The organism is Pseudomonas mangrovi (genome assembly GCF_003052585.1).
In the GTDB taxonomy this organism is placed as follows: domain Bacteria; phylum Pseudomonadota; class Gammaproteobacteria; order Pseudomonadales; family Pseudomonadaceae; genus Aquipseudomonas; species Aquipseudomonas mangrovi.
The window spans coordinates 131,959-154,171 of sequence record NZ_QASN01000006.1; the positions used below are offsets into that span (position 1 = coordinate 131,959).

A 22,213-nucleotide genomic window follows, 5' to 3' on the forward strand; every position below is an offset into this window, starting at 1 on the left:
CTGTGCCCGCCTCACATCCCCGTCACCTGCCGGTGCAGCTGGCCGGCGCCGAACTCTGGCTGCTGGCGGACAAGGCCATCTGGTGGCCGGCGATGCAGGCACTGCTGGTCGCCGACATCCACTTCGGCAAGGCCGCGACCTACCGCGCCCTCGGCCAGCCCGTCCCGCAAGGCACCACGGCCGATAATCTGCAGCGACTGGATGCGCTGCTGCAGCGCTTTGCCTGCCAGCGGCTGATCTTCCTCGGCGACTTTCTGCATGCGCCCGAAGCGCAGACCCCCGCGACGCTGAACGCCCTCGGCGACTGGCGCGCGCGGCATCCTGCACTGGCCGTCACCCTGGTGCGCGGCAACCACGACAAACGCGCCGGCGACCCGCCCACCGAGCTGGGCATCGAAGTAGTGACGGAGCCGTTGCTGCTCGGCCCCTTCGCGCTGCAACACGAGCCGCGGCCGCATCCCACGCGCCCGGTGCTCGCCGGTCACCTGCATCCGGCCTACCAGCTGCGTGGGCGCGGACGACAGAGCCTGCGTCTGCCCTGCTTCGTACTGAGCGATGGCGTCAGCCTGCTGCCCGCGTTCGGCAGCTTCACCGGCGCAATGAACCAGCGCGCCGAGCCTGGCCAGCGCATCTTCGTGGTCGGGGATGGCGGGGTCTGGGCGGTGGCGCAAGGCAAGGAATAAACAGCGCCGAACGCTTCTCTGCCGGCACCCTGCAGCCCCACTCATCCCTCATTCGACGCTGCGCGCCACCTTCTCCCGGAGGGAGAAGGACAGCTGTGGGGCGATGGCGCGGTGTGGGGTTTCGCATCTCCCACCGGGAGAGGGTGCCGAAGGCGGGTGAGGGATGGTTCAAACGACTCGCAGGCTTCCGTAGGCTGGATGGTCGAAGCCATCCAGCATCCTGCGGCGGCAACCAACCCCCGGCGATCGCTCCAGGTCCGGAGCGCGTCCGTTATTCGTAGGGTGGACAAGGCGCAGCCTTGTCCACCAGCGTGCGATGACGCCACGCGCCAACCTGGATAGATCGCTCACGTCAGGTGTCCGGATGCAGAGGCCTGCGGCAAGCGCGGCTCAGATGCTGCCTTCCGGCCCCAGGCGCTTGAGGGTCGCAAGATCGACCTCGCCGTCGTAGAAGGCCACCAGCACTTCGCTGAACAACGCCTGCGACGGATCGGCCGCGTGGAACAGCGTCATGCTCGAGCGCAGCTTGAGATCATCCGGGGCGCCCATGATCTGCCGCGCACTGCGCCCGCGGTGGGCGAGCAGCGCGCCGGCACATTCCTGCAGGCGCGGCCCCAGCAGCGGATGCGCGACATAGGCGCGCGCCTCCGCCAGATCGACGATGCCGTAGTGCTGCGCCATCTCGCTATGGCCCAGGCCACGCAACTGCGGGAACACGTACCAGATCCAGTGACTGCGCTTCTGTCCCGCCTGCAGCTCGCCCAGCGCACGCTGGTAATCGCGTTGCTGGGCGACGACGAAGCGCTCCAGGTCATACGCAAGGTTCATCTCAGGGGGGTGTGCAGATGGCTTTCGTGGCCCATCGGTACACTGTCGGGCAAACGCTTCTGGCCGTCGAAATCGAAGCTGCGTGATTCGGAATCCAGCGGCATGTGGGCGTAACGCGCCTTGTCGGGCGACTGCGCCTGCTTCTCCTGGAGCATGCGTTTGAGCTCGCACTGCCCCGTCGCGCCGCGCGCCACGAGCAACCCGCCCACCGCGGCACCGATGAAACCGAGCAGTCCGCCACGACTGAGACCGGCACCGAGCAACGCCAGGCCTCCACCCAGCGAGGCACTGCGTTCGAGGCCGTGGACATTGGTTTTCGATGGATCGATGAGTGTTTTCATGGGGATTTTTCCATAGGGATGACGATTCAGCTGACCGATGCCGGCGGCAGAACGTTCAAGCGAGCCGGCGCTGTCTCCGACGGCCGCGACATCCGGCAACGCCTGCGGCGAAACCTGCGGCGACAGCAGGGGTCGCAAACTGTCACAGCCCCCGCCCGGAGAATCCCATGCAACGTCGCCAATTCATCGCCTCCACTGCCATCGGCGCAGCCGGCCTCTCGCTCGGCAATCTCGGCCTGGCCCAGGCAGCCCCTTCGTCCGCCGCCTCCACACCGCCCGCCCATGGCAAGCTCGGCCTGGCGACCAACGACGGCAGGCATCCACGCTACCGCCCGCACCTGCGCTACGGCTATGGCGGCGCCATCGCCCTGGGCAACGCCCGCCGGCCAATGAGCAATGCCCAGGCGCAGCAGCTGATGCAGGCCGCCTGGGATGCCGGCATCCGCTACTACGACACTTCGCCCTGGTACGGCCTGGGCCTGAGCGAGCAGCGCATCGGCTACTTCCTCGGTGACCAGCAGCAGAAAGAGTTCGAAATCTCCTCCAAGACCGGCCGCCTGCTGCATGCCGAGCCTGGCTACTCGCACGACAACTGGAAGGACGCGGTCGGCTTTCGCTACGAGTACGACTACAGCGCCTCCGCGACCCGCCGCTCGGTGGAGGACAGCCTGCAGCGCATGGGGGTATCGAGCCTCGACCTGGTGTTTATCCACGACCTCTCGCCGGACAACATCGACCTCGGCGAAGGCTGGCGCGAACGCTTCGAGGTGGCGGTGAAAGGCGCGATGCCGGAGCTGGTGAAGATGCGCGAGGAAGGCCTGATCAAGGGCTGGGGCATGGGCGTCAACACCCTGGAACCGAGCCTAGCCGCCATCGAACGCTCAGACCCGGACGTCATCCTGCAGGCCTGCCAGTACTCGCTGATCCAGCATGCCGATGCAGTCGAGCGCCTGCTGCCGGTGTGCCGCCAGCGCAACGTTTCGCTGGTGATCGGCTCGCCACTCAACTCCGGCTACCTGGCCGGCAACGACTACTTCAACTACAGCAAGAAGATTCCTGACGGCATGCCGGAAAAGCGTCAACGTGCCCAGGCCCTGGCCCGCGAGCACGGCACCGACCTGCGCACTGCCGCCCTGCACTTCTGCAACGCCCCGGACGTGGTCGCCAGCATCATCCCCGGCGGCAGCACCCCGGAGCAGATCCGCGAGAACGTCGCCTCGATGTCCACACCGGTACCCGCCTCGTTCTGGAAGGCAGCCAAGGAACAGGGGCTGATCCATGCGGATGCGCCGGTTCCGGGGTAAGCCTGCCCGCTACTCGCTGGGCAACTAATGGTTGATGACTGGGTGAACGGGTGGATAGCGCCAGTCGCTAGTCCGCTCGTTCGCCCGACCGAAGAGCGATCAACGCCAGACCGGCGACCCACAGCACCGACACGCCGTAGTTGATCCGCTGGTAGAGACCGAACCAGGCGCCATCCTCGAAGGCCTTGCCCATCAGCACGACGCTGACCAGTGCAAGCAAAGTACAGGCCGCTGAAAAGAGCGCGAAGCGCGACGACGCGAGCAGTCGCTTGCCGAGCCAGATCCACAGCGCACCGGCCAAGGTGAGCGAGAGAAACATGAGCAGCCCGGCGAGGTTGTGCATCTGCTGGGAGAACGAAGGCGTCACCGGCGCACAGCCCTGGTCGCAGGCGAAGTAGCCGGTAGCGAAACTCGCCAGACCATGCACACCGATCAAGCCGGCGCTCAGCAGCGCCAACCGCGATGCGCGAAACCGCCGCCCAACGCCGACAGCGAAAAGCACGAAGAACACACCCAGCGGCAGGTTGTTCACCCAGGCCGAGAAAGCCTGCGTCGGCGCACCCTGAGCGCCCAGCTGGCTCATCGCCTGATCAAGATGGCTATAGCCGGGATAGGCCAGCGCCGTCAGCGTCACGCCGAGCCACAACCAGAGCGGAATCACCAGCCCCAGGGCCAACAAGAAACGGTCGGTCAACTTCACGAAGCTCTCCTGCAATCCATGGACAAAGGCAAACGAAGGCCATGCTAGAGCCTTATCCCAGCCGATGAGATGGATATTTGTAGGTTCTTCGTAGCGCCCGCCAGCCACTCAACCGGTATTCAATCTGCGACACGGCCAACACCGACCACGCGCCGCACATCGCTCCGCAGCAACAAGAGCACCCTTTATCCGGCTTGCGACTTGAGCATGGCGACTGGCCTGCATTAACCTCGGGTCAGCAAGGAAGTGAAGCCCCCCACCCACCGGAAAGGATCGCCGTCATTTTCTCCGCTACCGTTCAAAACACCCCCAGCCGCAGTTCTGACGGAGCCTCTTAGGCTCTGGTGTAATGGATTCACGAAATACAGCCGTCAAGCGAATACGAACACGCGCCGAAGCGATCAGCCAAGTCGTTGTTTCTGATAGAAAATTTTATTTCAGGCAACTCCGAAAAACCGGACTTCTAATCACTATTATGTTCACTTAGTCTGACTGAGTCATCAACACTAAATAAAGGCCATGCTAATAGTGAAAGAGACCCTTGGCAGGTTATATCTTTGGCAAATAGCCACAAATAGAATCATTGATCTTCTGGCGCTTAGGCAACGAGTGCACCGCTTTTGCAACACTGGAAGGCCGTTGCATATTACCGAGTTATATGATACTGAACGCAGAAGATTGAAAACTGGTCTACGACTTGATGGAGAGGCATTAAACAGCTTCGAAGAAAAACATGGTTCTTTATTCCCTGACATTCATGATATTCATATCATTGACGAGCTAACAACTGAAGAAATAATTATTAAATTTTGCACTATTTTTAACGACGGCTATGGAAAGGAAGGGGTTATTTCCGCCAACAAGAAACCATTTTGGGAGCCGATTCTTGATGAGATAATTTCAGAGGCATTTTCTGGCGAAGTTAAAGTAAAATTCAATAAATTTATAGAAGATGCCAAGGCTTACCGCAATAAGCACGGCGCGCACTTTGATCAAGAAAGTTTTATCATGACGCATGGTAATAAAAAACCCGACGAAGACGGGGTTATTTATAGCGTAGGCTGGAGCAGCGCTTTATTGAATTTTAACTGGGATTTTGTAAGTGACACCATCCCTGTTTTTAATAAATCCTTGAATGGGTATATTAAAAAGCTACAAAAAGAAGCCGGCATAATTTAGATGGTTGCGTCGAAACATAACAACTGGTTCAAATCGCTCGCCCCGCTCGCTGGGACGGGCTAAAGCCCGCCCCTTAACCATACGTTATGCAAGAATAAACAATATGAGCAGAATCAAGTCCCCAGATGATAAGAAGCGAAAAAGCTATAAAAAGGACTGTCGTAACACCTATGATGAGAACTCAAAGGCAAGTCGCAAAAATATTCCGCGCTCAAAACGGCGTGGACATATGGCCGAGCGACACGCAGTGGCAGATGCTCTTCGCGGCCTAAACGGACATGCATCTGAAGTAGACGCAGATAAAGCAGATAGTGAGATAAAAGTCAGGTCCCGCTTAACACGGTTATCTGCTTTCAAAAAGGTTCCAGATAAACCATTGGGCGAATATCTAAAACGCAGAATGGCTCGCAGAGCACGCGCCAAATAGCTGGCATTTCGCACAATAAGGTAAAGCTTTGCTGACTCAGTACGATAAAGACTAAAACACAAGATAAAAATAAAAACTAAAGATGCGAAAAAAGGGGACGGATTTATTTAAAAGTCAATTCTCCCGACAGAAATAAATCTGTCACCTTTACTTGTCGATAAATTTATTTGTTGGTACAGCGCTATACTTGTGCACGACGCCTCATCGACTTTTTAAGATATCGCATCCGCTAAAGAGATAACTGCGTATGAGTTCCGAAAATGAAGTACCTGCTACGGTCACCCCTGGCGTCTTCGACACCTGGCGCTCGCCACGCCGGGGTGGGAAGAATCCCGAGTCATCAAGTAACCCGCTTTGGGACTGGCTGATCCGAACTCGCCTAAGTGCGTTCTGCGCCAACGATATGCTGAACGGCCCGTCAGCATTCGACGAAGGCCCCACGTGGTGCTTTGACCGATTCGGACAAAGCGAAACCCAGTTAGCGGATGGTCGCACGGTGTGGATCGCAGGGGAACATGAAGACTTCTACGACCCTGACTTCTACATCTACAACGATATCGTCGTCATGGAACCGTCCGGTGAGACTCAGGTGTTCATCTACCCGACAACTGCATTTCCCCCAACGGATTTCCACAGCGCCACAGCTGTCGGGGACAAGATCATCCTGATCGGCAATCTGGGCTATTTGAGCGAACGCCATGTAGGACAGACACAAGTGCTGGTCGTTGATACCCGTGACTGGTCTGTCTGCCCCATCCAGACAAATGGTCCTGCCCCAGGATGGCTTCATCGACACACCGCGGAGTTGCAAGACGGAGCGAGCATCCTTGTCTCGGGAGGAAAGCTATTTCGCGGCGAGAAGGTCGGCCTCGTCGAGAGCATCGATGATTGGGCTTTTCATCTGGAAGAGTGGCGATGGGAACGCTTGACTGACCGTCAATGGCCTCGTTTCGAGTTCCAGCGCGAGGACACTGGTCGCAATCACCTCTGGGATATCAGGAATGCGCTGTGGAGCAGAAACTTCAAACAGAGTGACCTTGATGAACAGTTGCTGAAGCTGCGGAAAGAGCTGAAAGGTGAACCCGCGCTGGACGCGTTTCCTCAGCTGTACGCTCCGCCGCTGCTTCACGAGACATTGCCTGAATGTGAGGATGATGACGAATACGGGATTCATCGCATCGTCATAGATGGCGTAGTGGTCCGTTTCTCCGATGACAACTACAGCGTACAGATGACCGTTGAAGGTCAGCTGGCGCAGGAGAAAATCGAGCAGGTGCGCAAGCATGTGCTGGACACCTTCTCGGTTCTGGAGCGCCATCCCATCTCCTGTTCGCCACTCTGCTCCTAAGCCCTTGTTCACGGCTCTGCCGGCGCGGAGTCGCTGGCTTCGAAGAGGAAAGACAATGCTGACCGAACGACTATTCCTGGGCGGACTATCCAAGCGAGGGCTGGGAGAGTTCAGTTTGAGCCGCAACCGCTACGGCGTGCTGATCGCAAGCCATGCCTCTCCGTGCGAGGAGATCGGATCAGTCTCGGTTTATATCCAGCCGTGGGAAATCACGATCTCCTCCCAGATAATCCACACGCATGTAGGCCGTACAGATTTCTATCCTCGCGCCCATGAACGCACGCTCACCAATCTGGGGTACAAGCGGCTGATCGCGCGCGGCGCGCTGGACAAACTGCAGAGTCTCGTATCAGGAAGAATCGTGCTCTCACGCACCGAATCCTTGACTGGCCAAACACTTTCCTCGGGCTGGGGGCCCATTGAAACCGAGGATCGCGCGCGAGACCTGCGACAGCTCGAAGAGTTACACGGGCAACCTGTAGTCCTCAGGCAGTGGACATGGTTCGGCGCTTTTCCGGCAGTCGCCAAGGAATGGGTATGAAAAGATTCAATGCAGCAGCGTCTGGTCTTATTGCCTCCTCTGCACTGCCTGGAATGATCGTTGGCTTTATGATGGTGATCGAGAACGGTTCAAGTTTGCTCGCACCCTTGGGATTCTCATTTGTTCTTTTCCCCTTCACTCTGGCAGCCGCTCTTTTCTTCGGTGCGCCTCTCTTCTATATCGCCTATCGCTTCGACTTCGTCCGATGGTGGTCCTCTATGCTGGGCGGCGCCATTACCGGAGCGATAGCGAGTTGCGTAGCCCTTCCATCCTCCCCGCTGATGAGCGGCCTCCTGGCCTGGGCACTGATAGGCGCAGCGGCAGGCTTGCTGTTCTGGTGCTTTTGGAGACAAGGCGTTGATGCGTATCCCTGAGCAAACTCTTCAACTGCCCTTTCGGTAAGCACAATGAAACCGATGCTTGGTGACCACCACCCTTGCAGCGACTACCGCAGTTAGAAAAAGGGCACGAATTTATTTACAGCCCATTATTCCGCCAGAAATGAATCTGCCACCTTTATTTCTCTGAAATTAACGAAGCACGCAATCCAATTACTGTTAGGCGATAAGCATGGATGTATCAGTTCTTATTATTCAGCCCTGGCTAGCCTTGGCCCCATCAGCCATTTTCATGGTCGCCGGAGTTCTGACTAAGAGCAAAGTCGCCCAGGCTGTCGGCTGTGCCTGGCTTTTCTACTGCCTTTATGAGTTCTTAATGAAGTACCGCATCCTGTGCTCGGGGGAATGCAACATTCGAATTGATCTTCTATTGCTATTTCCCGCTCTAGGTGTGGCATCACTCGTCGGCGTGGTTGCCACTGTCTACGCGGGACTTAAGCGCTTCAATGTCTCCTGAGAAAACAACCTGGAGCAACCAGGCACAGACCACGATTCAGCGCTGAGTCAATAGTGCCATTCGGGACAGACTACGGTTTTCAATCAGTCATTCGAAAACCTACTTAACTCACTGAATCAAAGTTATTCGGCCCAAAACCCGCGCACCTCGCCAACAAAGGGGACGGATCTATTTAAAAGTCAATTCCCTCGGCAGAAATAAATCTGTCACCTTTGTTTCAAAAGAGAAATCATCATGGACATTAACGTATACAGGGCACCCGAATCGGATCTCCAGATTCCCGACACTCGCGTCTCTGACAAACTGGTCAAAGTTGCCGCCAGGCAACGCGCCTTGATCTTTGGCGTACTGGCGCAAATCTTTCTGAACCCGATAGCCAAGGCCATCGGAATCAAAGGTGAGTCTGCGGTCATCATCCTGGGTGTCCTGTCCTTGATCCTGATGATCTACATCCTCGTCACCGCGGTTCGTCTTTCCATGCTGCTGAACCATGTCGCCATCACGGTGATGATGGGGTTGTTCTCGATCATCCCGCTCATCAATCTGATCGTCTTGTTGGTACTCAGCAGACAGAGCACCAAGCTGCTCAGGTCCCACGGCGTTCGGGTCGGGCTCCTGGGGGCGAACGTGAAGAAAGGCACATCGCCAGCCCCGGGAGTCCTCGCAAAGCATGAGTGACAGGCCGCTTCTCGCATCCCTTTGAACTCGCCATGGGACGCGTGACCGTTGCAGCACCTGTTCTCCCAGGGGGATCAATTCAACGCAGAAAAGGCGCGAGGATCCACGGATGGCACTGCGGGCTTCCACGGGCAGGCCAAGCCAAGCGCATGGCCCGCTGACAAGGCAGCGACTGCAGACCGATCAGGTCAACGCCAATGAAGTCTTTGTTCAGGTGCTGATTTCACAGCGGCCGACAAGAGGGATCCAACGGGTCCCATACACCATTCGGCGCAAGATGGACCTGGTGTGCGTAAGCGGAAAACCCGGTTCGAAAGGTCACCTTGCCAGACTCCATGGCCACACGATCAACGACCGTGGGGCGCCAGCCTGCCAGGGGCGACTGGGAATGCGGAGGGCCCAATGGGACATCCACATGCAGGTATTGAATGAATTGCTCCGGGGCCAGGCCGCCCGGCGGCGACGACAGCACGTGGACCTCCCTCAGACAGGGACGATGCAGCTGCACCTGCTGCTGGAGCTCGAAGGCCTTGTAATCCACCAGCATCTCGAAGCCTGCAGCCTCGCGCTCATCGCCATCCATCCAGGCCCAACGGGCAAGCACTGCAATCTCATCGGGGTCTTGCCCCGGACGCAGCTCCAGCCCCCGCCAGTACCGGCGCAGCAACGGGTCCATGCGCTCGACGACACGCTGCTCAAGCGCCTGGTGCAGCGCCGCTTGCTCCAGCGTGAGGTATTGGCGGGTTTTCCCTAGAAGTCGATAGTCGGCTGCGGCAATGACCAGGCCTATGACCAATCCTGCAAGCGTCAGCTGACGTAGCATCTCAGAGCCGAACCTGAGGCAGCAGAATGGCCAGAAACCCAACGAAGACCATACCTGTGGGCATGCTCAATGCCAGCAGCAGGGCCAACACCTTGAGCCAGGTACGACGGGCTGCCAGGCACAGATGCGCGCTGCCTGCGTAGATAAGCCAGAACAGAAAAACAGCCGCGTTCAGTCTCAGTAACGATGGCCAGACCGGAGCGTCGCTAAAGGGACTCTGTGGTTGGCAATTGGTCAACGTCAGCAAGCAAAACGCAATATCCAACGTATCGAGTTTCGCAGCGGAACGGGCGGCAGCGATCAACGCGAGCGCCGCCAGCATCGGCACGGCAAAGGCTGCCACAAGCAGCGCGAGCTTCAGGCCCTTGTGGCGAGCAAACCCTGAGTTCATAGGACCCTGCATGGATGGACAGTGGTGCCGCACTCCCAATGAGCGCCTGAATTTCGTTATGCCATGCCTGTCGCCCCAGACCAAGACGACCGCCCGAGCACCTCGCCAAACTTTGAAGGCGCGCACTGTTCAGCGCGTACAGCTGACGGGAGCCCGGGGAAACAAAGGGGGCGGATTTATTTGCAAGTCCATTCTCCCGCCGGAAGTGAACCTGCCACATTTACTTCACGCGAACGAGTTTGCCGGGCCGGAACCCTGCGTCTGCTGACGCGGGTCCGCCCGTCATGGCAGCTCCACTTGAGCGCGCAGCTCCGGCCGAGCGCCCCAGCCCTCGCTGAGTCATTCATTTCCGAAACCGGCAGTCTTTTGCCTCAGTCACGTCCCAGCCGGTTCTGCGTAATGAAGCGTGCGGCGTCCTGGCCGAAGTTGCCGGCGTAGCGCTCTCTCACGCGGATGCGCTCACCCACGCCGTGCAGGCGGTATTGCGCTTCCATCACCAGGCCGTAGTTCGGCAGGTGCATGGGGTCGGCCGTGCGGGTGAGGAACTCCCAGAGGGAGACCTTGTGATCGATATAGCGGGTGCTGAAGGTCAGCTCCATCAGCGGCGCGTTGCTGTTGACGCCAGCAATGGCGTGGCCGTAGAGCAGGCGCTCTTCGTCGTCGAGCAGGTCGGACTGGTAGCGAGGCCATACGGCCGGCTCGAGGTAGGTGTTACGAAACCAGTGCGGCGCGAACGACGTCTGTCCGTCGTTGATGAAGATGCCGCGGACGGCCGAGGATTGTGTTCTGACCGGCGCGGGATCGGCGGGGTTGGCGATTTCGCGGGTGGCGGCATGGATGCCAATGCCACCACCGAGCGAGCTGCCGACGATGAAGATATCGTCCGGGTTGATGTTGAGCTCGGCGGCATGCTGGCGGGCGAACTGGACGAGGTAGCTCAGATCGGCGACCGAAACCGGGGTGCGGTCAGGGTTCATCTGCTTGGTCGGGTGACGGAAGTCGGCCGAAGCGACCGCCACGCCGGCGCCGTTATTGGCGATTCTGAGGAAGTGGTTCAGCAACGAGCGTTTGGTCGACAGCAGCGATTCCTTGCTCGAGCCGGCCGAGTGCGCGTAGATGATCAGGGTTCGGGGGACGGCGTCCGGGTTCAGCCGGCCATCCGCGCCGGAGTAGTAGAGATCCATGCGCAGCCCGTCGGGCATGCCGTCGCCACGGTCGGGCACCCAGCTGACGGCGGGATCACCGTAGTAGATATTCGAGTAGTAGCCGCAGACCGGGGTGCAACCGGCGATGACCTGGAAGTGTTCGGGCAGGCTTTCCACCAGGAAGGGCTCAGGCAGATCGACACCATGGGGTGCGGGGCCGCCCGTCACTTCGGCAAATCCGCAGGTGGCTGATTCCTCGTCGACGCAGATGCGCACCATGCGCTTTTCGCCGACTTCCAGGGTGCCGGGGTATCTGAACTTCTCGGGGCCGGATCGGACCCGGGTGACCGCACGCCGCTCACGCAGGACGTCGTCGACATACAGCAGGCGATCCGCTGCGCTTGGCAGGCCAACGGTGTAGTTGATATCGAAGGCGGTTTGCGCCGGCAGGTGACCGGCCACGCCGACCGGTTTGACCTCGACCATCTGGCCGGGCATCAGCGCCTGGCCGGCACGGATGCTGACCTGATCGCAGGCGGCAGCGGGCACCGCATCGACGCAGATGCGCAGCTCGACCACGCGATCCTGTGCGATCCCGCCCGGGTAAGTGATGGCGTAGGCGCCCGAGCTGGTGCGGCTGATCCGGCTCCCGTCCCTGACAAGGAGAAGGGCGCCGTCCAGGTAGAAGGAATGGTTGCCGGGCAGTTCTGGGATGACCTGATACTGCACCCGGACTGGCTCCTGAGGCGGCACTAGGAACCCTTGGCCGATACCGAAGATTTTTACAACGGGATCCGCGGCGAAGGCAGCAGAAGAAGTTAACAACAAGCCTGCGGACAACAGCCGCAAACTTGCATAAAAGACGCTCACGGAGGCGCGCATGGAAAAATGCTCCAATAGTGGAATCAGGGTTGACTAGAAACCGCAGGCAGGGGCGGCCAGGGACTTTTGAAGCTGATTGAATGCGGTGGTTCCGTCTTATGTGGCGGGCGGTACGGCCGCTGATCGGCGCTATGCGGGCCGTCACATATCCGAAGCATTTCTGAACGAAGTTCCGCTGGTTCGAACCGCTGAACAACTCGCCATCAATGCCTGAGCGAGCATTGAGCGACATCGGTCCATTCAATTAACGGCCGTCAAATATTCAATGAATTCAACGGCTGAGCGGCGATGCCTAGTGTCTCCCCTGCGAATAGGGCCTGACGGGACGCCGGCACATCTTCCCCAATGCAGCCTGACCAGCATGGTCGATCTCCAGGACATGTCCCACGACGCCTCTGGAAAGGACCGCGCTCGGCCTGGCGTGGCTGGAATGACCAGCGCCGCGGTGCCGGTCACAGTGACCCCGTCAGGGCGACCCCGTCTAGGCGACCCCGTCTAGGCGACCCCGTCAAAATGCTCATTTGCTCTACGTAAACTGCGCTTTCCAGCTTAGTGAGACCCACTAGGCGTTCCCAGCTAGGCGTCCCCAACTAGGCGTTCCCACCAACCTTCGCTCGCTACTTTTTCAGAGGTTCCTTAACGGCAAGCCCGGGCACGACTACAGAGCCGACATGTTCGACCCGCAGCAGCAACGAGCAAACGCCAAGTCGGCCAGCCTGCTCGTCAAAGAAAGCAGGCCAGGTGGCGTCGTAATCACTGAGCGAAATCACCGTTGGAGTCTCTGACCAGCCTATGCGGGTTGGCGCTGGCCCTGCGACCGTTTGAGCAGGGGGTGCAGCCAGGAAGGGCCACGCTTTATCGGTGCCTCAAGCCAGCCGGCGTCAGATGGCCCGTTCAACCGGCACAACGTCATTGCGGGCAGCAGCAACACCGTTGCGCGGGATGAGATCACACCCCGTTCAAAGCCACCCTGCCCCGCCCGGCCCTCCCTCGCGCCTCAGTTGTGCGCCGGAGGCTGCTCCCCGGTCTTCGCCGGTGCAGGCGACGCAATCATATGCAGCGTGCGTTGCGGGAAGGGGATGCTGATCCCGGCCTTGTCGAACGCTTCCTTGGCCTGCTCCTGCAGGGTCCAGAAAACATCCCAGAAGTCTTCCGTCCTGGTCCACATGCGCAAGGAAAGATCCAGCGAGCTCTCGCCCAGCGCGGTCAGCCAGACCACCGGGGCCGGGTCCTTGAAGACGCGTTGGTCCGCTTGCGCCAGCCCCAGCAGGATGGCCCGCGCCTGCTTCACGTCGTCGCCGTAGTCGATGCCGATGTTCAGGTCCACCCGCCGCGTCGGCTGGCGCGAGTAGTTGATGATGTTGCCGTTCGACAGGCTGCCGTTGGGCACGATGATGGTCTTGTTGTCCGGCGATTTGAGCACGGTAAAGAAGATCTGGATGCTGTCCACGGTGCCACCGATGCCTTGCGCCTCGATGTATTCGCCGGCCTTGAACGGCCGCAACATGAGGATCAGCATGCCGCCGGCGAAGTTCGCCAGGCTGCCCTGCAGGGCGAGCCCGACGGCCAGACCGGCGGCGCCGATCAGGGCAATGAAGGAGGTGGTCTCGACCCCGATCATCCCGGCGACGGTGATCAGCAGCACGACTTTCAGCCCGATGCTGACGAGGGTGCCGATGAAGGCATGCAGTGAGCGGTCTATGTTGCGTCTTTCCAGCAGCACCTGGACGCCGGCGGTCAGACGCGCGATGACCCACCAGCCGATTGCCAGCGTCACGATCGCCAACAGCACCTGTCCGCCGTACTGCAACACCAGCGGCAGCCACGCCTGCGACAACTCTTCCAGCTGCACCATCACCTCATCCATCCTTCACCCCTCTTCATTACCTGTTGCGGAAAAACCATGGACCTCAGCGGCGCCTGATGCTCCCTCTCGATCTTCGTTTCGCCTCCTGCGCGGGCTGCCAGGCAGCCCCGCCGACAAGCCCTGCCTGGGGCGTCTGCGCCCGGCCAGATGCACGGGCGCCGAGCCGGCCGCACGGTCCAGTGACCCTACATCCTGCTTGACCGGGCGGGTCGATGCAAAAAACCGGGTGAGTCCGGCACGCCTCCGACCAAGACGAAAAGACCGGGTCCGCTCATTGCCGATACCGACTGCTGCGCATCGAAACAAGACGCTCTCGGGCGTGCGCCCGGCCGCCGCCGATGCTGCGCAGCACGGGGCATTTATGCCTGCGCACAACCGAATTCGGCGGATCGCCACCCAGCACCTATCAGGGCTGACCGCCCCACCGACAGCGTGATGTCGGACTGCCGATGCAGGGGCTTTTCGGCGAAGCCCTCAGGTCATCATCGACTCTCAACTCACTGTTTTTGCTTATTTTTCTTGTAAAAAAGGCGCACTTCGACAGCCGCCTGTTCGGCGACAGATGATGAACTTTTGACCTTTGCTCCAGCTCTGACTCGCTAAGGCACTGCCGTTCTGCTACGGCGCCAATTCGAGGTAGTAATGGTTCTAACGCGTCCGCTTATTTCAACCGGCAATGCCGGTCTGGACTCCGTATTGAAGGGCGGTCTGCCCAGCAACCGCCTGTATCTGCTGGAAGGAACACCGGGCTCCGGCAAGACCACCCTGGGCCTTCGCTTCCTGCTGGAAGGGGTCGCCGCCGGCGAGCCGGTGCTGTACATCACCCTCTCCGAAACCAGCGAAGAGCTGGAAAGCGTCGCTCACTCGCATGGCTGGTCGCTGGATGGCGTCGAGCTGTTCGAGTTCGGTTCCTCCGAAGAGGTGCTGGGGGAGGATTATGAACAATCGATCCTGCATCCCTGGGAAGCGGAACTCGGCGACACCATCCGCCTGATCCAGCAACGGGTGGACAAACTGCAGCCCAAACGGCTGGTATTCGACAGCCTCTCCGAGATGCGCCTGCTGGCCCAGGACCCGCTGCGCTATCGCCGCCAGGTGCTGGCGCTCAAGCAGTTCTTTGCCGGGCGCAATGTCACCGTCTTGCTGATCGACGATCTGGCCGGGCGCGCACCGGAGCGCGACAACCATCTGCACAGCCTCTGCCACGGGGTGATCACCCTGGAGCGCCTGACCCTGGATTTCGGTGCCGCACGCCGGCGCCTGCAGGTCCAGAAGCTGCGTGGGGTCGACTTCATCGGCGGCTTCCATGACTTCGCCATCCGCAAGGGTGGCCTGCAGGTCTATCCGCGGTTGATCGCAGCGTCACATCACGTGGAATTCAAAGGCGAAGCGGTCCGCAGCGGCGTTGGCGAGCTGGACGAGCTGCTCGGCGGCGGGCCGCTGAAGGGCACCACCACCCTGATCACCGGCCCGGCCGGTTCGGGCAAGACGACCCTGACCCTGATCTATCTCGCCGCGGCCTGCGCGCGCGGCGAAAAATGCACCATCTACGAGTTCGACGAACGCATCGGCACCCTGCTGACTCGCGCCAAAAGCATGGGGCTTGAGCTGGGCCATTACATCGATAGCGGCCAGCTGCTGATCCTGCAGATCGATCCGGGCGAGGTGTCTCCCGGCGAGTTCACCTGGCGCGTGCGCAGCGATGTGGAGGTGCGCGGCGCCAGCATGATCGTGGTCGACAGCCTCAACGGCTACATGACCGCCATGCCCCAGGAACAGCAGCTGTTGCTGCAGATGCACGAGCTGCTCTCCTACCTCAGCCATCTGGGCGTGGTGACCTTCCTGATCGGCCTGCAGCACGGACTGGTGGGGTCTCTGGAGACCAATCTCGACATCTCCTATGTCGCGGACTCGGTCATCCTGATTCGTTTCTTCGAGGCACAGGGGCGGCTGCGCAAGGCCATCTCGGTGCTCAAGCACCGCAGCGGGGCTCACGAGAACGCCATCCGCGAACTGCGCATCGACTCGCAAGGGCTGCGGGTAGGCGAGCCATTGGTCGACTTCCGCGGCGTGCTCACCGGCACGCCCGAGTACTTCGGCTCCGACGCACCCCTGCTGGAAGAGCGAAAACGTGACCGATGAACCCCGGTTCCAACCGACGACGCTGCTGGTCGCCGCACCCTTCAAGGGCGATGCGGTCTGCCTGAGCCGGTTGCTCGGCGACAAATACCCGGTACAGACCTACGAAGACGCCTCCACCCTGGCGAGTGCGATAGACAGCCAGACCGGGCTCCTGATCCTCACCGAGGAAGCCCTGCAAAGAAACACTGGTGCGCTGGGCACGGCACTGGACGAGCAACCGGCCTGGTCGGAAATCCCGGTCATCCTGCTGTCGTCCAACCAGCGTCGCTCCGGCAGGGATACCGAGCTGGCGCGGCGGCGTCTGCCAGACTCGGCGGGACATGTGGTGGTGCTGGAGCGCCCTCTCAGCTCGGCGTCATTGCTCAGCGCCGTGGCGGCTGCCTGGCGCTCGCGCCAGCGGCAGTTCGAGATGCGTGATCGCCTGGTCGAGCTGGCCGAGGAACGCGGTCGCCTGCAGACGCTGCTGGAGAACATCCCGGTCGGGGTCTGCTTCATGGATGACCAGGGGCAGCCCCTGGTCACCAATCCGCTGTATGTGCAGTACACCTCCGGCGGCGTCATCCCTTCCCGGCAGCCGGATCGCGCCGCCGCCTGGACGGGATACGATGCGCACGGCAACCGGCTGGAGCCGCAGATGTTCCCCGCCGCTCGAGCGTTACGTGGCGAACCCGCCACCGGCATCGACTTCTGCCACGATCAGGGCGATGGCTCCCAATCCTGGATGCGGGTCAGCGCCGTACCCCTGTATGGCGGCAGCCGCCAGGTCATAGGGGCGGCAGCGGTGATCGTCGACATCAATGAAGAAAAACTGGCCGAGCTGTCGCTGCGACGCTTCAACGAGGAGCTGGAGATCCAGGTGCAGGCACGCACCCGCGAGCTCAACGCGGTGGTCCAGCAGCTGCGCACCGAGAGCGAAGAACGCGCGCGCGCCGAAGAACAGCTGCGCCAATCGCTGAAGATGGAGGCGGTCGGCCAGTTGACCGGCGGCATCGCCCACGACTTCAACAACATGCTGACCGGCGTCATCAGCGCGCTGGACCTGATCAAGCTGCGCATCGCCAACCAGCGAACCGACGGCGTGGATCGACTGATGGATGCCGCACTCAGCTCCGCCGGACGCGCGGCATCACTGACCCAGCGGCTGCTGGCGTTCTCCCGGCGCCAGTCGCTGGATGCCAAGCCGCTCGAGGTCAACCGCCTGGTCCTGACGCTGCGGGATCTGCTGGAACGAACCCTGACCGAACAGATCGTGCTGCGGCTGGATCTGAGCGCGGAAGAACCCTGGGTCTGCGCCGACGCCAACCAGCTGGAGAACGCGCTGCTCAACCTGGCCCTCAACGCCCGTGACGCCATGCCCCACGGCGGCAACCTGACGATCAGCACTCGCCTGCAACGATCAGCCGTTGGCGCGGATGCAGGCGAGGTCTGCATCGAGGTACGCGACTCGGGCTGCGGCATTGCGCAGAACCTGCTCAGTCGGGTGACCGAGCCGTTCTTCACCACCAAACCCATCGGCCAGGGCACCGGTCTCGGGCTCTCCATGGTCTACGGCTTTGCCCGTCAGAGCAGCGGCGTTCTCACCATCGACAGCGCACCGAATGCCGGCACCAGCGTCTCGATCCGCCTGCCCCAGGCCGTGCAGGTTTCCTCTGCGGCGCAGGCCGCGCAGGAGCTGCTGGTGCCGGGCAAGGGACAGCCGATCCTGCTGGTCGAGGACGACGACTCGGTACGCCTGATCAATCAGGAGCTGCTGCAGGAGCTGGGTTATCAGGTCGTCGTGGCGCGCGATGGCGAAGAGGCACTGGACTACTTCCGGCGCCTGGAAGACATCGAGCTGCTGGTCACCGATGTCGGCCTGCCCGGAATGAACGGCCGCCAACTGGCAGAGGTGGTGCAGCAGCTCAAGCCGCAGCTGCCGGTGCTGTTCCTGACCGGCTACGCGGAAGGCGCAATGAGCCGCGCCGATTTCCTCGGCCCGAACATGCAGCTGCTGACCAAGCCTTTCGCCCTCGACGTGCTCGCCACGCGGGTGGCCGACATGCTCGGGGCGACGGATCAGGCAAAGGCGGCGAGCAGACCCGGACGACTCAACTGAGCAACGCTCGTCCGGGCGGTTGAGCATCACCTGCGGGCATTCACCTCGCTGCTCGCCGGCAGTGGCCACGCCGGCTGGCTGTCGGATGCGCCGGCAGATATGGCACAGTGCGCTGCGCCATTTTCACCCGGCGGTGCCGCCGTCCCCGCCCGTCCCTGATCACCTGCCAGCGCCCCTTCGATCGAGCCTTTTCGTGAGCAAGACCTCCCCATCCTTTCCAACCCTGCTGCGCAGTCGAGCACGCCGGCTGCTCTGGCTATGTGCGCTGGCCAGCCTGAGCGCGCCGCTGTCACGCCTCATCCGCCTGGATGCGCTCTGGGCGCTGGAGCTGTTCGGCCACTGGCAGTGGCTGTACCTGGGACTGGGGATGCTCTGCCTGGCGCTGCTGCTGGTGTTGCGCGACGGATGGCGGTGCCTGGTTCCCAGCGCGGTGCTGGCACTGGTTTTCGCCCATCAGCCGACCAGTCTGCCGGCGACGCAGGAAGGTGACGCAAAGGAGCCGAGCCTCCTGGTCGCCTCTGCCAACCTCAATCTGGCCAGCAGGGATTTTCAGCCACTGCAGCACTGGCTGCTGGGCGAGCAGGCGCCGGATCTGCTGTTCCTGCAGGAGTTCACCGCGGTGGCGCAGCAGGCGCTGGCCAGTGACGCGTTGCGGCTCGCCTACCCCTACCGGGTGGAGGCACCGCAGGCCGACCCGTTCGGCCTGGCCATCCTCTCCCGACATCCGCTGAGCGATATACGGATCGTCGAACCCGCCGATGCCCAGCAGACCCTGCGTCTGCATGCGTCGATGCATCTCGCCGAACGCCGCGTAGCGCTTGCCGCGCTGCACCCGATGCCGCCGCTGAGCAGTGCTTTCGCCAGGGCCCGCGACCGGACACTGGCCGAGGAGTCAGAGCGGCTGGCGCAAGGCGACAAGGCGGCGCTGATGGCCGGCGACTTCAACGCCACGCCCTGGAGCCGCACGTTGTTCGGCATTGATCCGCGCCTGCAGCGCGCCAGCGGACTGGCACCGACCTGGCCGAACGCGTTCAGTGGACTCTCACTGCTGCCGCTCGATCACGTGTTCGCCTCCGGGCACTGGCGACGGATCGACGCCGGCCTGGGCCCGGACCTGGGTTCCGACCACCGGCCGGTGGTGGTGCATTTGCAACTGCGCTGAACGCGCGAACTTGCCAGGGGCCCGCATGCGGCACATTCAACGACTGCGCGACATCATCACCGCTGACCCAAGGCGCATGCAGATCCTGCGTCTGGTACGCGAGCTTGCCCTGCCCGACTGCTGGGTGGCTGCCGGTCTGGTACGCAACGCGGTCTGGGATCACCTGCACCATCGCCCGATCACGCCGCCTTCGGGCGATGTGGACGTCGTCTGGTTCGATAATGCGCGCGCCGCGGCAGCACTGGATGCCGAACTCGATTCACTGCTGCAGCAGCGCGACGAGACGCTGAACTGGTCAATCAAGAACCAGGCACGCATGCACCTGCGCAATCACGACCAGCCCTACGACTCGACGACTGATGCAATGCGCCACTGGCCGGAGACCGCGACCGCCGTGGCGATCAGGCTCAGCGACGACGATCAGCTGGAGGTAGCGGCACCTTTCGGCCTGACTGATCTGTTCGACCTGATCGTCCGCCCCGGCCCGCATTTTTGCGCCGGGAAGCACCCGCTGTACCGCGAGCGAGTCGTCACCAAGAACTGGGCGGCACGCTGGCCGCTGCTGAAGATGCTCGACACGGATTGATCGCCCGCCGTTGGCTCCGCCGACAAGGCTGCAGCCAGACACTCTCGGCAGAACGTCTCCGGCGGCCTGTACGCCGCCTCACCCGTTTCCGCCCACCTCGGCGCTGGAGCTGCGCGGCGCTTCCTGTGTAGCATGCTGGCAACCTGCCAGGAGAAGCCGGTGCGCCTGATCCAACACCTGAAGCAATCGCTGGACCCGCTGCACGACAGCTCACCGGCCACCTGCGCGCACTTCGCTGCCTGGTATCGGCATGCCAAGGTCGCGCAGATCCGTTACGTCGCCTTCCTGACCATGGCGCTGTACCTGGTGTATGCCGCCATCGAGCTGAATGTCGCCAGCGATGCCCATGGCCTGCGCCTGCTGCTGCATGGCGGGGTGATTCCAGGATTGCTGCTGGCGACCGGGCTGATGAGCTTCCGCCCGACCCTGCACCGACCGATGATCGCTGTGTTGATGACCGCGCCGACGTTTGCGGTAGCCGTCAACCTGCACTTCAACTATGGCCACGCGGACTTCGCCCACTTCGCACCCGAGCTGTACCTGAACCTGATCTGGACCTTCGCCATTTCCGGGCTGCGCCTGCGCCAGGCCATGCTGACCGCCTCGATCTCGGCGCTGATCATCCTTGCCGTGACCTTCACCGACTCGTTGCAGCCGGGCGTGCAGCGCCTGCACCTGATCTGGATCCTGGCATCGTTCTCCTTCGGCCTGCTCTGCGCCCAGGTGCTGGAGAAGGCGTACAAGGAAATCTTCCTGCAGCATCGCGACCTCGCTCTCAGCGCCAGTACCGACGGCCTCACCGGCCTGTGGAACCGCGCCCGCATCGACCAGTTCTTCGCTGGCGAGCTGGCCCGTGCGCAGCGCTATGGCACGCCGTTTTCGCTGATCCTGATGGACATAGACCACTTCAAGAACGTCAACGACAGCCACGGCCATACCGTCGGCGACAACGTGCTGCGCCAGTTCGCCACCCTGCTGCGGCAGAACGTGCGCAATGTCGACAAGGTCGGTCGCCTGGGCGGTGAGGAATTTCTCATCGTGCTGCCCGAAGCGGACGCGCAGCAGGCGCGCGCCGCGGCAACCTTGCTGCAGCAACGCATCAATGCGTTTGTCTTCGATACCGTTCAGCACAAGAGCGCCAGCTTCGGCGTGACCCAGTACGACGGCGACCGCAGCACCCAGGCGATGCTCGATCGCGTCGACCGCGCGCTCTATCTGGCCAAGGCCAATGGGCGTGATCGCATCGAAGTACTCTGAAGCGCCGCGCTGCCCGGAAGGACCACGGCGACGCGGCTAAATCTCGTTACCGATCACCGCGAACTGCTGCCACTGGCCCTCCTCGCGCTTGACGAAGACATGGTCTGCGCCGAACGACCAGAGCTCCGTGCCGGTGGACAGCAGGCGATGAAACGAGGGCCCGGCGATGCTCTGGCTGACGCTTTCGGTTTCCCATACGTCGCCCTTGCGCACCAGCAAGCGTCCCGGCTCGCAGGCGTAGATCAGCCCGGCGTGACGCACGATCGACCAGAGATTGCCCTGCGGCTCCTCGACGCTGCAATCCCGGAAGATGTTGCCGATGATCTCGAAGGCGACACCCTGGTTGCCGCAGAGCAGATGGCGGCCGGGGCCGTCGGCGACCAAGGTCGAGAAGATCAGGTTGCTGGGCAAGTCCAGGCGTTGCGGGCCCTGCGGAGTAAAGCGGTAGGCGGCGCCGGCCCAGCCGACTGCCAGCGGCCAGCCCTGCTCGTCCAGGCTCACATCTTCGAAGTCCGGGGATTCGGCGATGGGCGTCTCGAAGCCCAGGCTCTGCCAGCTGCCACCTCGGCGCTCCAGCAATTGTCCGCCAAGGCCACAGACCAGCACTCGTCCGTCGAGGACGCGAATGCGCAGCAGCTCGCCACGCTCCTCCGGGTCGACCACCGCCTCCTCGGCCAGGGTCCCGGCGATGCTGGCATGGGTGAACCCGATCCCAGCCCCGGCGCCGCCCAGCCGATACACCGAGCCATTCTTGCCAAGCATGTAGAGAGTGGCGCTGGCTGCGTCGTAGGCCAGCGAGCGAATCACGTCCTCGTCGAAGTCGACGTAGGTCCATTGCCCTTGCAGCCAGAGCAACAGACGCGACGCTTCCACGTCCGCATAGGCGTTGTACTGGGCCGCCAGGGCGATGTCACCGGCGCCGAGCGGGATACCGTCGAGAAAGAAATAATCGGGGGAAGATGGCATTCGTCTATCCGTA

General features: G+C 61.6%; 23 protein-coding genes. 14 read left to right on the plus strand and 9 right to left on the minus strand.

Translation table 11 applies throughout. The features are described from left to right. Window positions 1-2 precede the first annotated feature (2 nt). Window positions 3-683, plus strand: a complete 681-nt coding sequence (gene pdeM / locus DBO85_RS03535) for a ligase-associated DNA damage response endonuclease PdeM (protein WP_108105559.1) — start codon at window positions 3-5, stop codon at window positions 681-683. Between the two features lie 390 nt (window positions 684-1,073). On the opposite strand, the gene DBO85_RS03540 is transcribed toward pdeM, so the two are convergent. Together DBO85_RS03540 and DBO85_RS03545 are read right to left on the minus strand one after the other, a co-directional pair. Next, complete coding sequence (locus DBO85_RS03540; protein ID WP_108105301.1) at window positions 1,074-1,511, minus strand: DUF1810 domain-containing protein; 438 nt, start codon at window positions 1,509-1,511, stop codon at window positions 1,074-1,076. Continuing rightward, window positions 1,508-1,852: a YgaP-like transmembrane domain gene (locus tag DBO85_RS03545; protein ID WP_108105303.1), complete on the minus strand. Its 345-nt coding sequence runs from the start codon at window positions 1,850-1,852 to the stop codon at window positions 1,508-1,510. Before DBO85_RS03545 ends, DBO85_RS03540 begins: the two co-directional genes overlap by 4 nt. Before the next feature lie 167 nt (window positions 1,853-2,019). On the opposite strand from DBO85_RS03545, the gene DBO85_RS03550 reads away from it, so the two are divergent. Then, window positions 2,020-3,156, plus strand: a complete 1,137-nt coding sequence (locus DBO85_RS03550) for an aldo/keto reductase (protein ID WP_108105305.1) — start codon at window positions 2,020-2,022, stop codon at window positions 3,154-3,156. Between the two features lie 67 nt (window positions 3,157-3,223). On the opposite strand, the gene DBO85_RS03555 is transcribed toward DBO85_RS03550, so the two are convergent. Further along, window positions 3,224-3,856 (minus strand): DUF998 domain-containing protein, encoded by a 633-nt coding sequence (locus DBO85_RS03555; protein WP_108105307.1) that lies wholly within the window; start codon window positions 3,854-3,856, stop codon window positions 3,224-3,226. Window positions 3,857-4,495: 639 nt separating this feature from the next. Here DBO85_RS03555 and DBO85_RS03560 point away from each other — a divergent pair. The 7 genes from DBO85_RS03560 to DBO85_RS03590 all read left to right on the plus strand — a co-directional run bounded on the left by DBO85_RS03560 (window position 4,496) and on the right by DBO85_RS03590 (window position 8,884). After that, on the plus strand, window positions 4,496-5,035 hold the full coding sequence (locus DBO85_RS03560; RefSeq protein WP_199286983.1) for a hypothetical protein: 540 nt from the start codon (window positions 4,496-4,498) through the stop codon (window positions 5,033-5,035). Window positions 5,036-5,138: 103 nt separating this feature from the next. After that, the gene (locus DBO85_RS19025) at window positions 5,139-5,462 is read left to right on the plus strand and encodes a hypothetical protein (protein WP_146168160.1); all 324 of its coding nucleotides are present in this window, start codon (window positions 5,139-5,141) and stop codon (window positions 5,460-5,462) included. Between the two features lie 247 nt (window positions 5,463-5,709). Then, entirely contained in the window at window positions 5,710-6,810 is a 1,101-nt protein-coding gene (locus DBO85_RS19030; protein WP_146168161.1) for a Kelch repeat-containing protein, read from the plus strand. A gap of 55 nt (window positions 6,811-6,865) precedes the next feature. Beyond that, complete coding sequence (locus tag DBO85_RS03575; RefSeq protein WP_108105315.1) at window positions 6,866-7,351, plus strand: hypothetical protein; 486 nt, start codon at window positions 6,866-6,868, stop codon at window positions 7,349-7,351. Continuing rightward, on the plus strand, window positions 7,348-7,725 hold the full coding sequence (locus DBO85_RS03580) for a hypothetical protein (RefSeq protein WP_108105317.1): 378 nt from the start codon (window positions 7,348-7,350) through the stop codon (window positions 7,723-7,725). Before DBO85_RS03575 ends, DBO85_RS03580 begins: the two co-directional genes overlap by 4 nt. A gap of 196 nt (window positions 7,726-7,921) precedes the next feature. Further along, window positions 7,922-8,206 (plus strand): hypothetical protein, encoded by a 285-nt coding sequence (locus tag DBO85_RS03585; protein ID WP_108105319.1) that lies wholly within the window; start codon window positions 7,922-7,924, stop codon window positions 8,204-8,206. 234 nt (window positions 8,207-8,440) lie between these two features. Further along, complete coding sequence (locus DBO85_RS03590) at window positions 8,441-8,884, plus strand: hypothetical protein (RefSeq protein ID WP_108105321.1); 444 nt, start codon at window positions 8,441-8,443, stop codon at window positions 8,882-8,884. A gap of 223 nt (window positions 8,885-9,107) precedes the next feature. Here DBO85_RS03590 and DBO85_RS03595 read toward each other — a convergent pair whose 3' ends face one another. The 5 genes from DBO85_RS03595 to DBO85_RS03615 form a co-directional block, all read right to left on the minus strand. Then, a complete protein-coding gene (locus DBO85_RS03595; RefSeq protein ID WP_108105323.1) occupies window positions 9,108-9,707 on the minus strand; it encodes a hypothetical protein in 600 nt (199 codons plus the stop codon). Window position 9,708: 1 nt separating this feature from the next. Beyond that, window positions 9,709-10,098 carry a hypothetical protein gene (locus DBO85_RS03600; RefSeq protein ID WP_108105325.1) on the minus strand — a complete coding sequence of 130 codons (390 nt, stop codon included), beginning with the start codon at window positions 10,096-10,098 and terminating at the stop codon, window positions 9,709-9,711. A gap of 371 nt (window positions 10,099-10,469) precedes the next feature. Then, window positions 10,470-12,125 carry an alpha/beta hydrolase fold domain-containing protein gene (locus DBO85_RS03605; RefSeq protein WP_108105327.1) on the minus strand — a complete coding sequence of 552 codons (1,656 nt, stop codon included), beginning with the start codon at window positions 12,123-12,125 and terminating at the stop codon, window positions 10,470-10,472. A 617-nt stretch (window positions 12,126-12,742) separates the two neighbouring features. Next, complete coding sequence (locus DBO85_RS19635; protein WP_199286984.1) at window positions 12,743-12,895, minus strand: GrpB family protein; 153 nt, start codon at window positions 12,893-12,895, stop codon at window positions 12,743-12,745. A 227-nt stretch (window positions 12,896-13,122) separates the two neighbouring features. Then, window positions 13,123-13,992: a mechanosensitive ion channel family protein gene (locus DBO85_RS03615; RefSeq protein WP_108105331.1), complete on the minus strand. Its 870-nt coding sequence runs from the start codon at window positions 13,990-13,992 to the stop codon at window positions 13,123-13,125. Window positions 13,993-14,634: 642 nt separating this feature from the next. On the opposite strand from DBO85_RS03615, the gene DBO85_RS03620 reads away from it, so the two are divergent. From DBO85_RS03620 to DBO85_RS03640, 5 genes are all read left to right on the plus strand, one after another. Beyond that, complete coding sequence (locus DBO85_RS03620; RefSeq protein ID WP_108105332.1) at window positions 14,635-16,134, plus strand: ATPase domain-containing protein; 1,500 nt, start codon at window positions 14,635-14,637, stop codon at window positions 16,132-16,134. Further along, window positions 16,124-18,229, plus strand: coding sequence for a hybrid sensor histidine kinase/response regulator (locus tag DBO85_RS03625; RefSeq protein WP_108105335.1), 2,106 nt, complete (start codon window positions 16,124-16,126; stop codon window positions 18,227-18,229). The genes DBO85_RS03620 and DBO85_RS03625 overlap by 11 nt, the downstream gene beginning before the upstream one ends. A 193-nt stretch (window positions 18,230-18,422) precedes the next feature. Next, entirely contained in the window at window positions 18,423-19,391 is a 969-nt protein-coding gene (locus DBO85_RS03630) for an endonuclease/exonuclease/phosphatase family protein (RefSeq protein WP_199286985.1), read from the plus strand. 25 nt (window positions 19,392-19,416) lie between these two features. Beyond that, entirely contained in the window at window positions 19,417-19,977 is a 561-nt protein-coding gene (locus tag DBO85_RS03635) for a nucleotidyltransferase family protein (RefSeq protein ID WP_108105339.1), read from the plus strand. Between the two features lie 159 nt (window positions 19,978-20,136). Beyond that, window positions 20,137-21,234: a GGDEF domain-containing protein gene (locus DBO85_RS03640; RefSeq protein WP_233356541.1), complete on the plus strand. Its 1,098-nt coding sequence runs from the start codon at window positions 20,137-20,139 to the stop codon at window positions 21,232-21,234. 36 nt (window positions 21,235-21,270) lie between these two features. Here DBO85_RS03640 and DBO85_RS03645 read toward each other — a convergent pair whose 3' ends face one another. Next, window positions 21,271-22,200, minus strand: coding sequence for a hypothetical protein (locus DBO85_RS03645; RefSeq protein WP_108105343.1), 930 nt, complete (start codon window positions 22,198-22,200; stop codon window positions 21,271-21,273). Window positions 22,201-22,213 lie beyond the last annotated feature (13 nt).

Excerpts from the sequence above, each read along its gene's own strand:
- DBO85_RS03635 (WP_108105339.1), top strand. The coding sequence starts at position 19,417 with ATGCGGCACATTCAACGACTGCGCGACATCATCACCGCTGACCCAAGG.
- DBO85_RS03540 (WP_108105301.1), bottom strand. The coding sequence starts at position 1,511 with ATGAACCTTGCGTATGACCTGGAGCGCTTCGTCGTCGCCCAGCAACGC.
- DBO85_RS03595 (WP_108105323.1), bottom strand. The coding sequence starts at position 9,707 with ATGCTACGTCAGCTGACGCTTGCAGGATTGGTCATAGGCCTGGTCATT.
- DBO85_RS03575 (WP_108105315.1), top strand. The coding sequence starts at position 6,866 with ATGCTGACCGAACGACTATTCCTGGGCGGACTATCCAAGCGAGGGCTG.
- DBO85_RS03545 (WP_108105303.1), bottom strand. The coding sequence starts at position 1,852 with ATGAAAACACTCATCGATCCATCGAAAACCAATGTCCACGGCCTCGAA.
- DBO85_RS03620 (WP_108105332.1), top strand. The coding sequence starts at position 14,635 with ATGGTTCTAACGCGTCCGCTTATTTCAACCGGCAATGCCGGTCTGGAC.
- DBO85_RS03585 (WP_108105319.1), top strand. The coding sequence starts at position 7,922 with ATGGATGTATCAGTTCTTATTATTCAGCCCTGGCTAGCCTTGGCCCCA.
- DBO85_RS19030 (WP_146168161.1), top strand. The coding sequence starts at position 5,710 with ATGAGTTCCGAAAATGAAGTACCTGCTACGGTCACCCCTGGCGTCTTC.
- DBO85_RS03590 (WP_108105321.1), top strand. The coding sequence starts at position 8,441 with ATGGACATTAACGTATACAGGGCACCCGAATCGGATCTCCAGATTCCC.
- DBO85_RS03605 (WP_108105327.1), bottom strand. The coding sequence starts at position 12,125 with ATGCGCGCCTCCGTGAGCGTCTTTTATGCAAGTTTGCGGCTGTTGTCC.
- DBO85_RS03600 (WP_108105325.1), bottom strand. The coding sequence starts at position 10,098 with ATGAACTCAGGGTTTGCTCGCCACAAGGGCCTGAAGCTCGCGCTGCTT.
- DBO85_RS03645 (WP_108105343.1), bottom strand. The coding sequence starts at position 22,200 with ATGCCATCTTCCCCCGATTATTTCTTTCTCGACGGTATCCCGCTCGGC.
- DBO85_RS19025 (WP_146168160.1), top strand. The coding sequence starts at position 5,139 with ATGAGCAGAATCAAGTCCCCAGATGATAAGAAGCGAAAAAGCTATAAA.
- DBO85_RS03580 (WP_108105317.1), top strand. The coding sequence starts at position 7,348 with ATGAAAAGATTCAATGCAGCAGCGTCTGGTCTTATTGCCTCCTCTGCA.
- DBO85_RS03550 (WP_108105305.1), top strand. The coding sequence starts at position 2,020 with ATGCAACGTCGCCAATTCATCGCCTCCACTGCCATCGGCGCAGCCGGC.
- DBO85_RS03615 (WP_108105331.1), bottom strand. The coding sequence starts at position 13,992 with ATGGATGAGGTGATGGTGCAGCTGGAAGAGTTGTCGCAGGCGTGGCTG.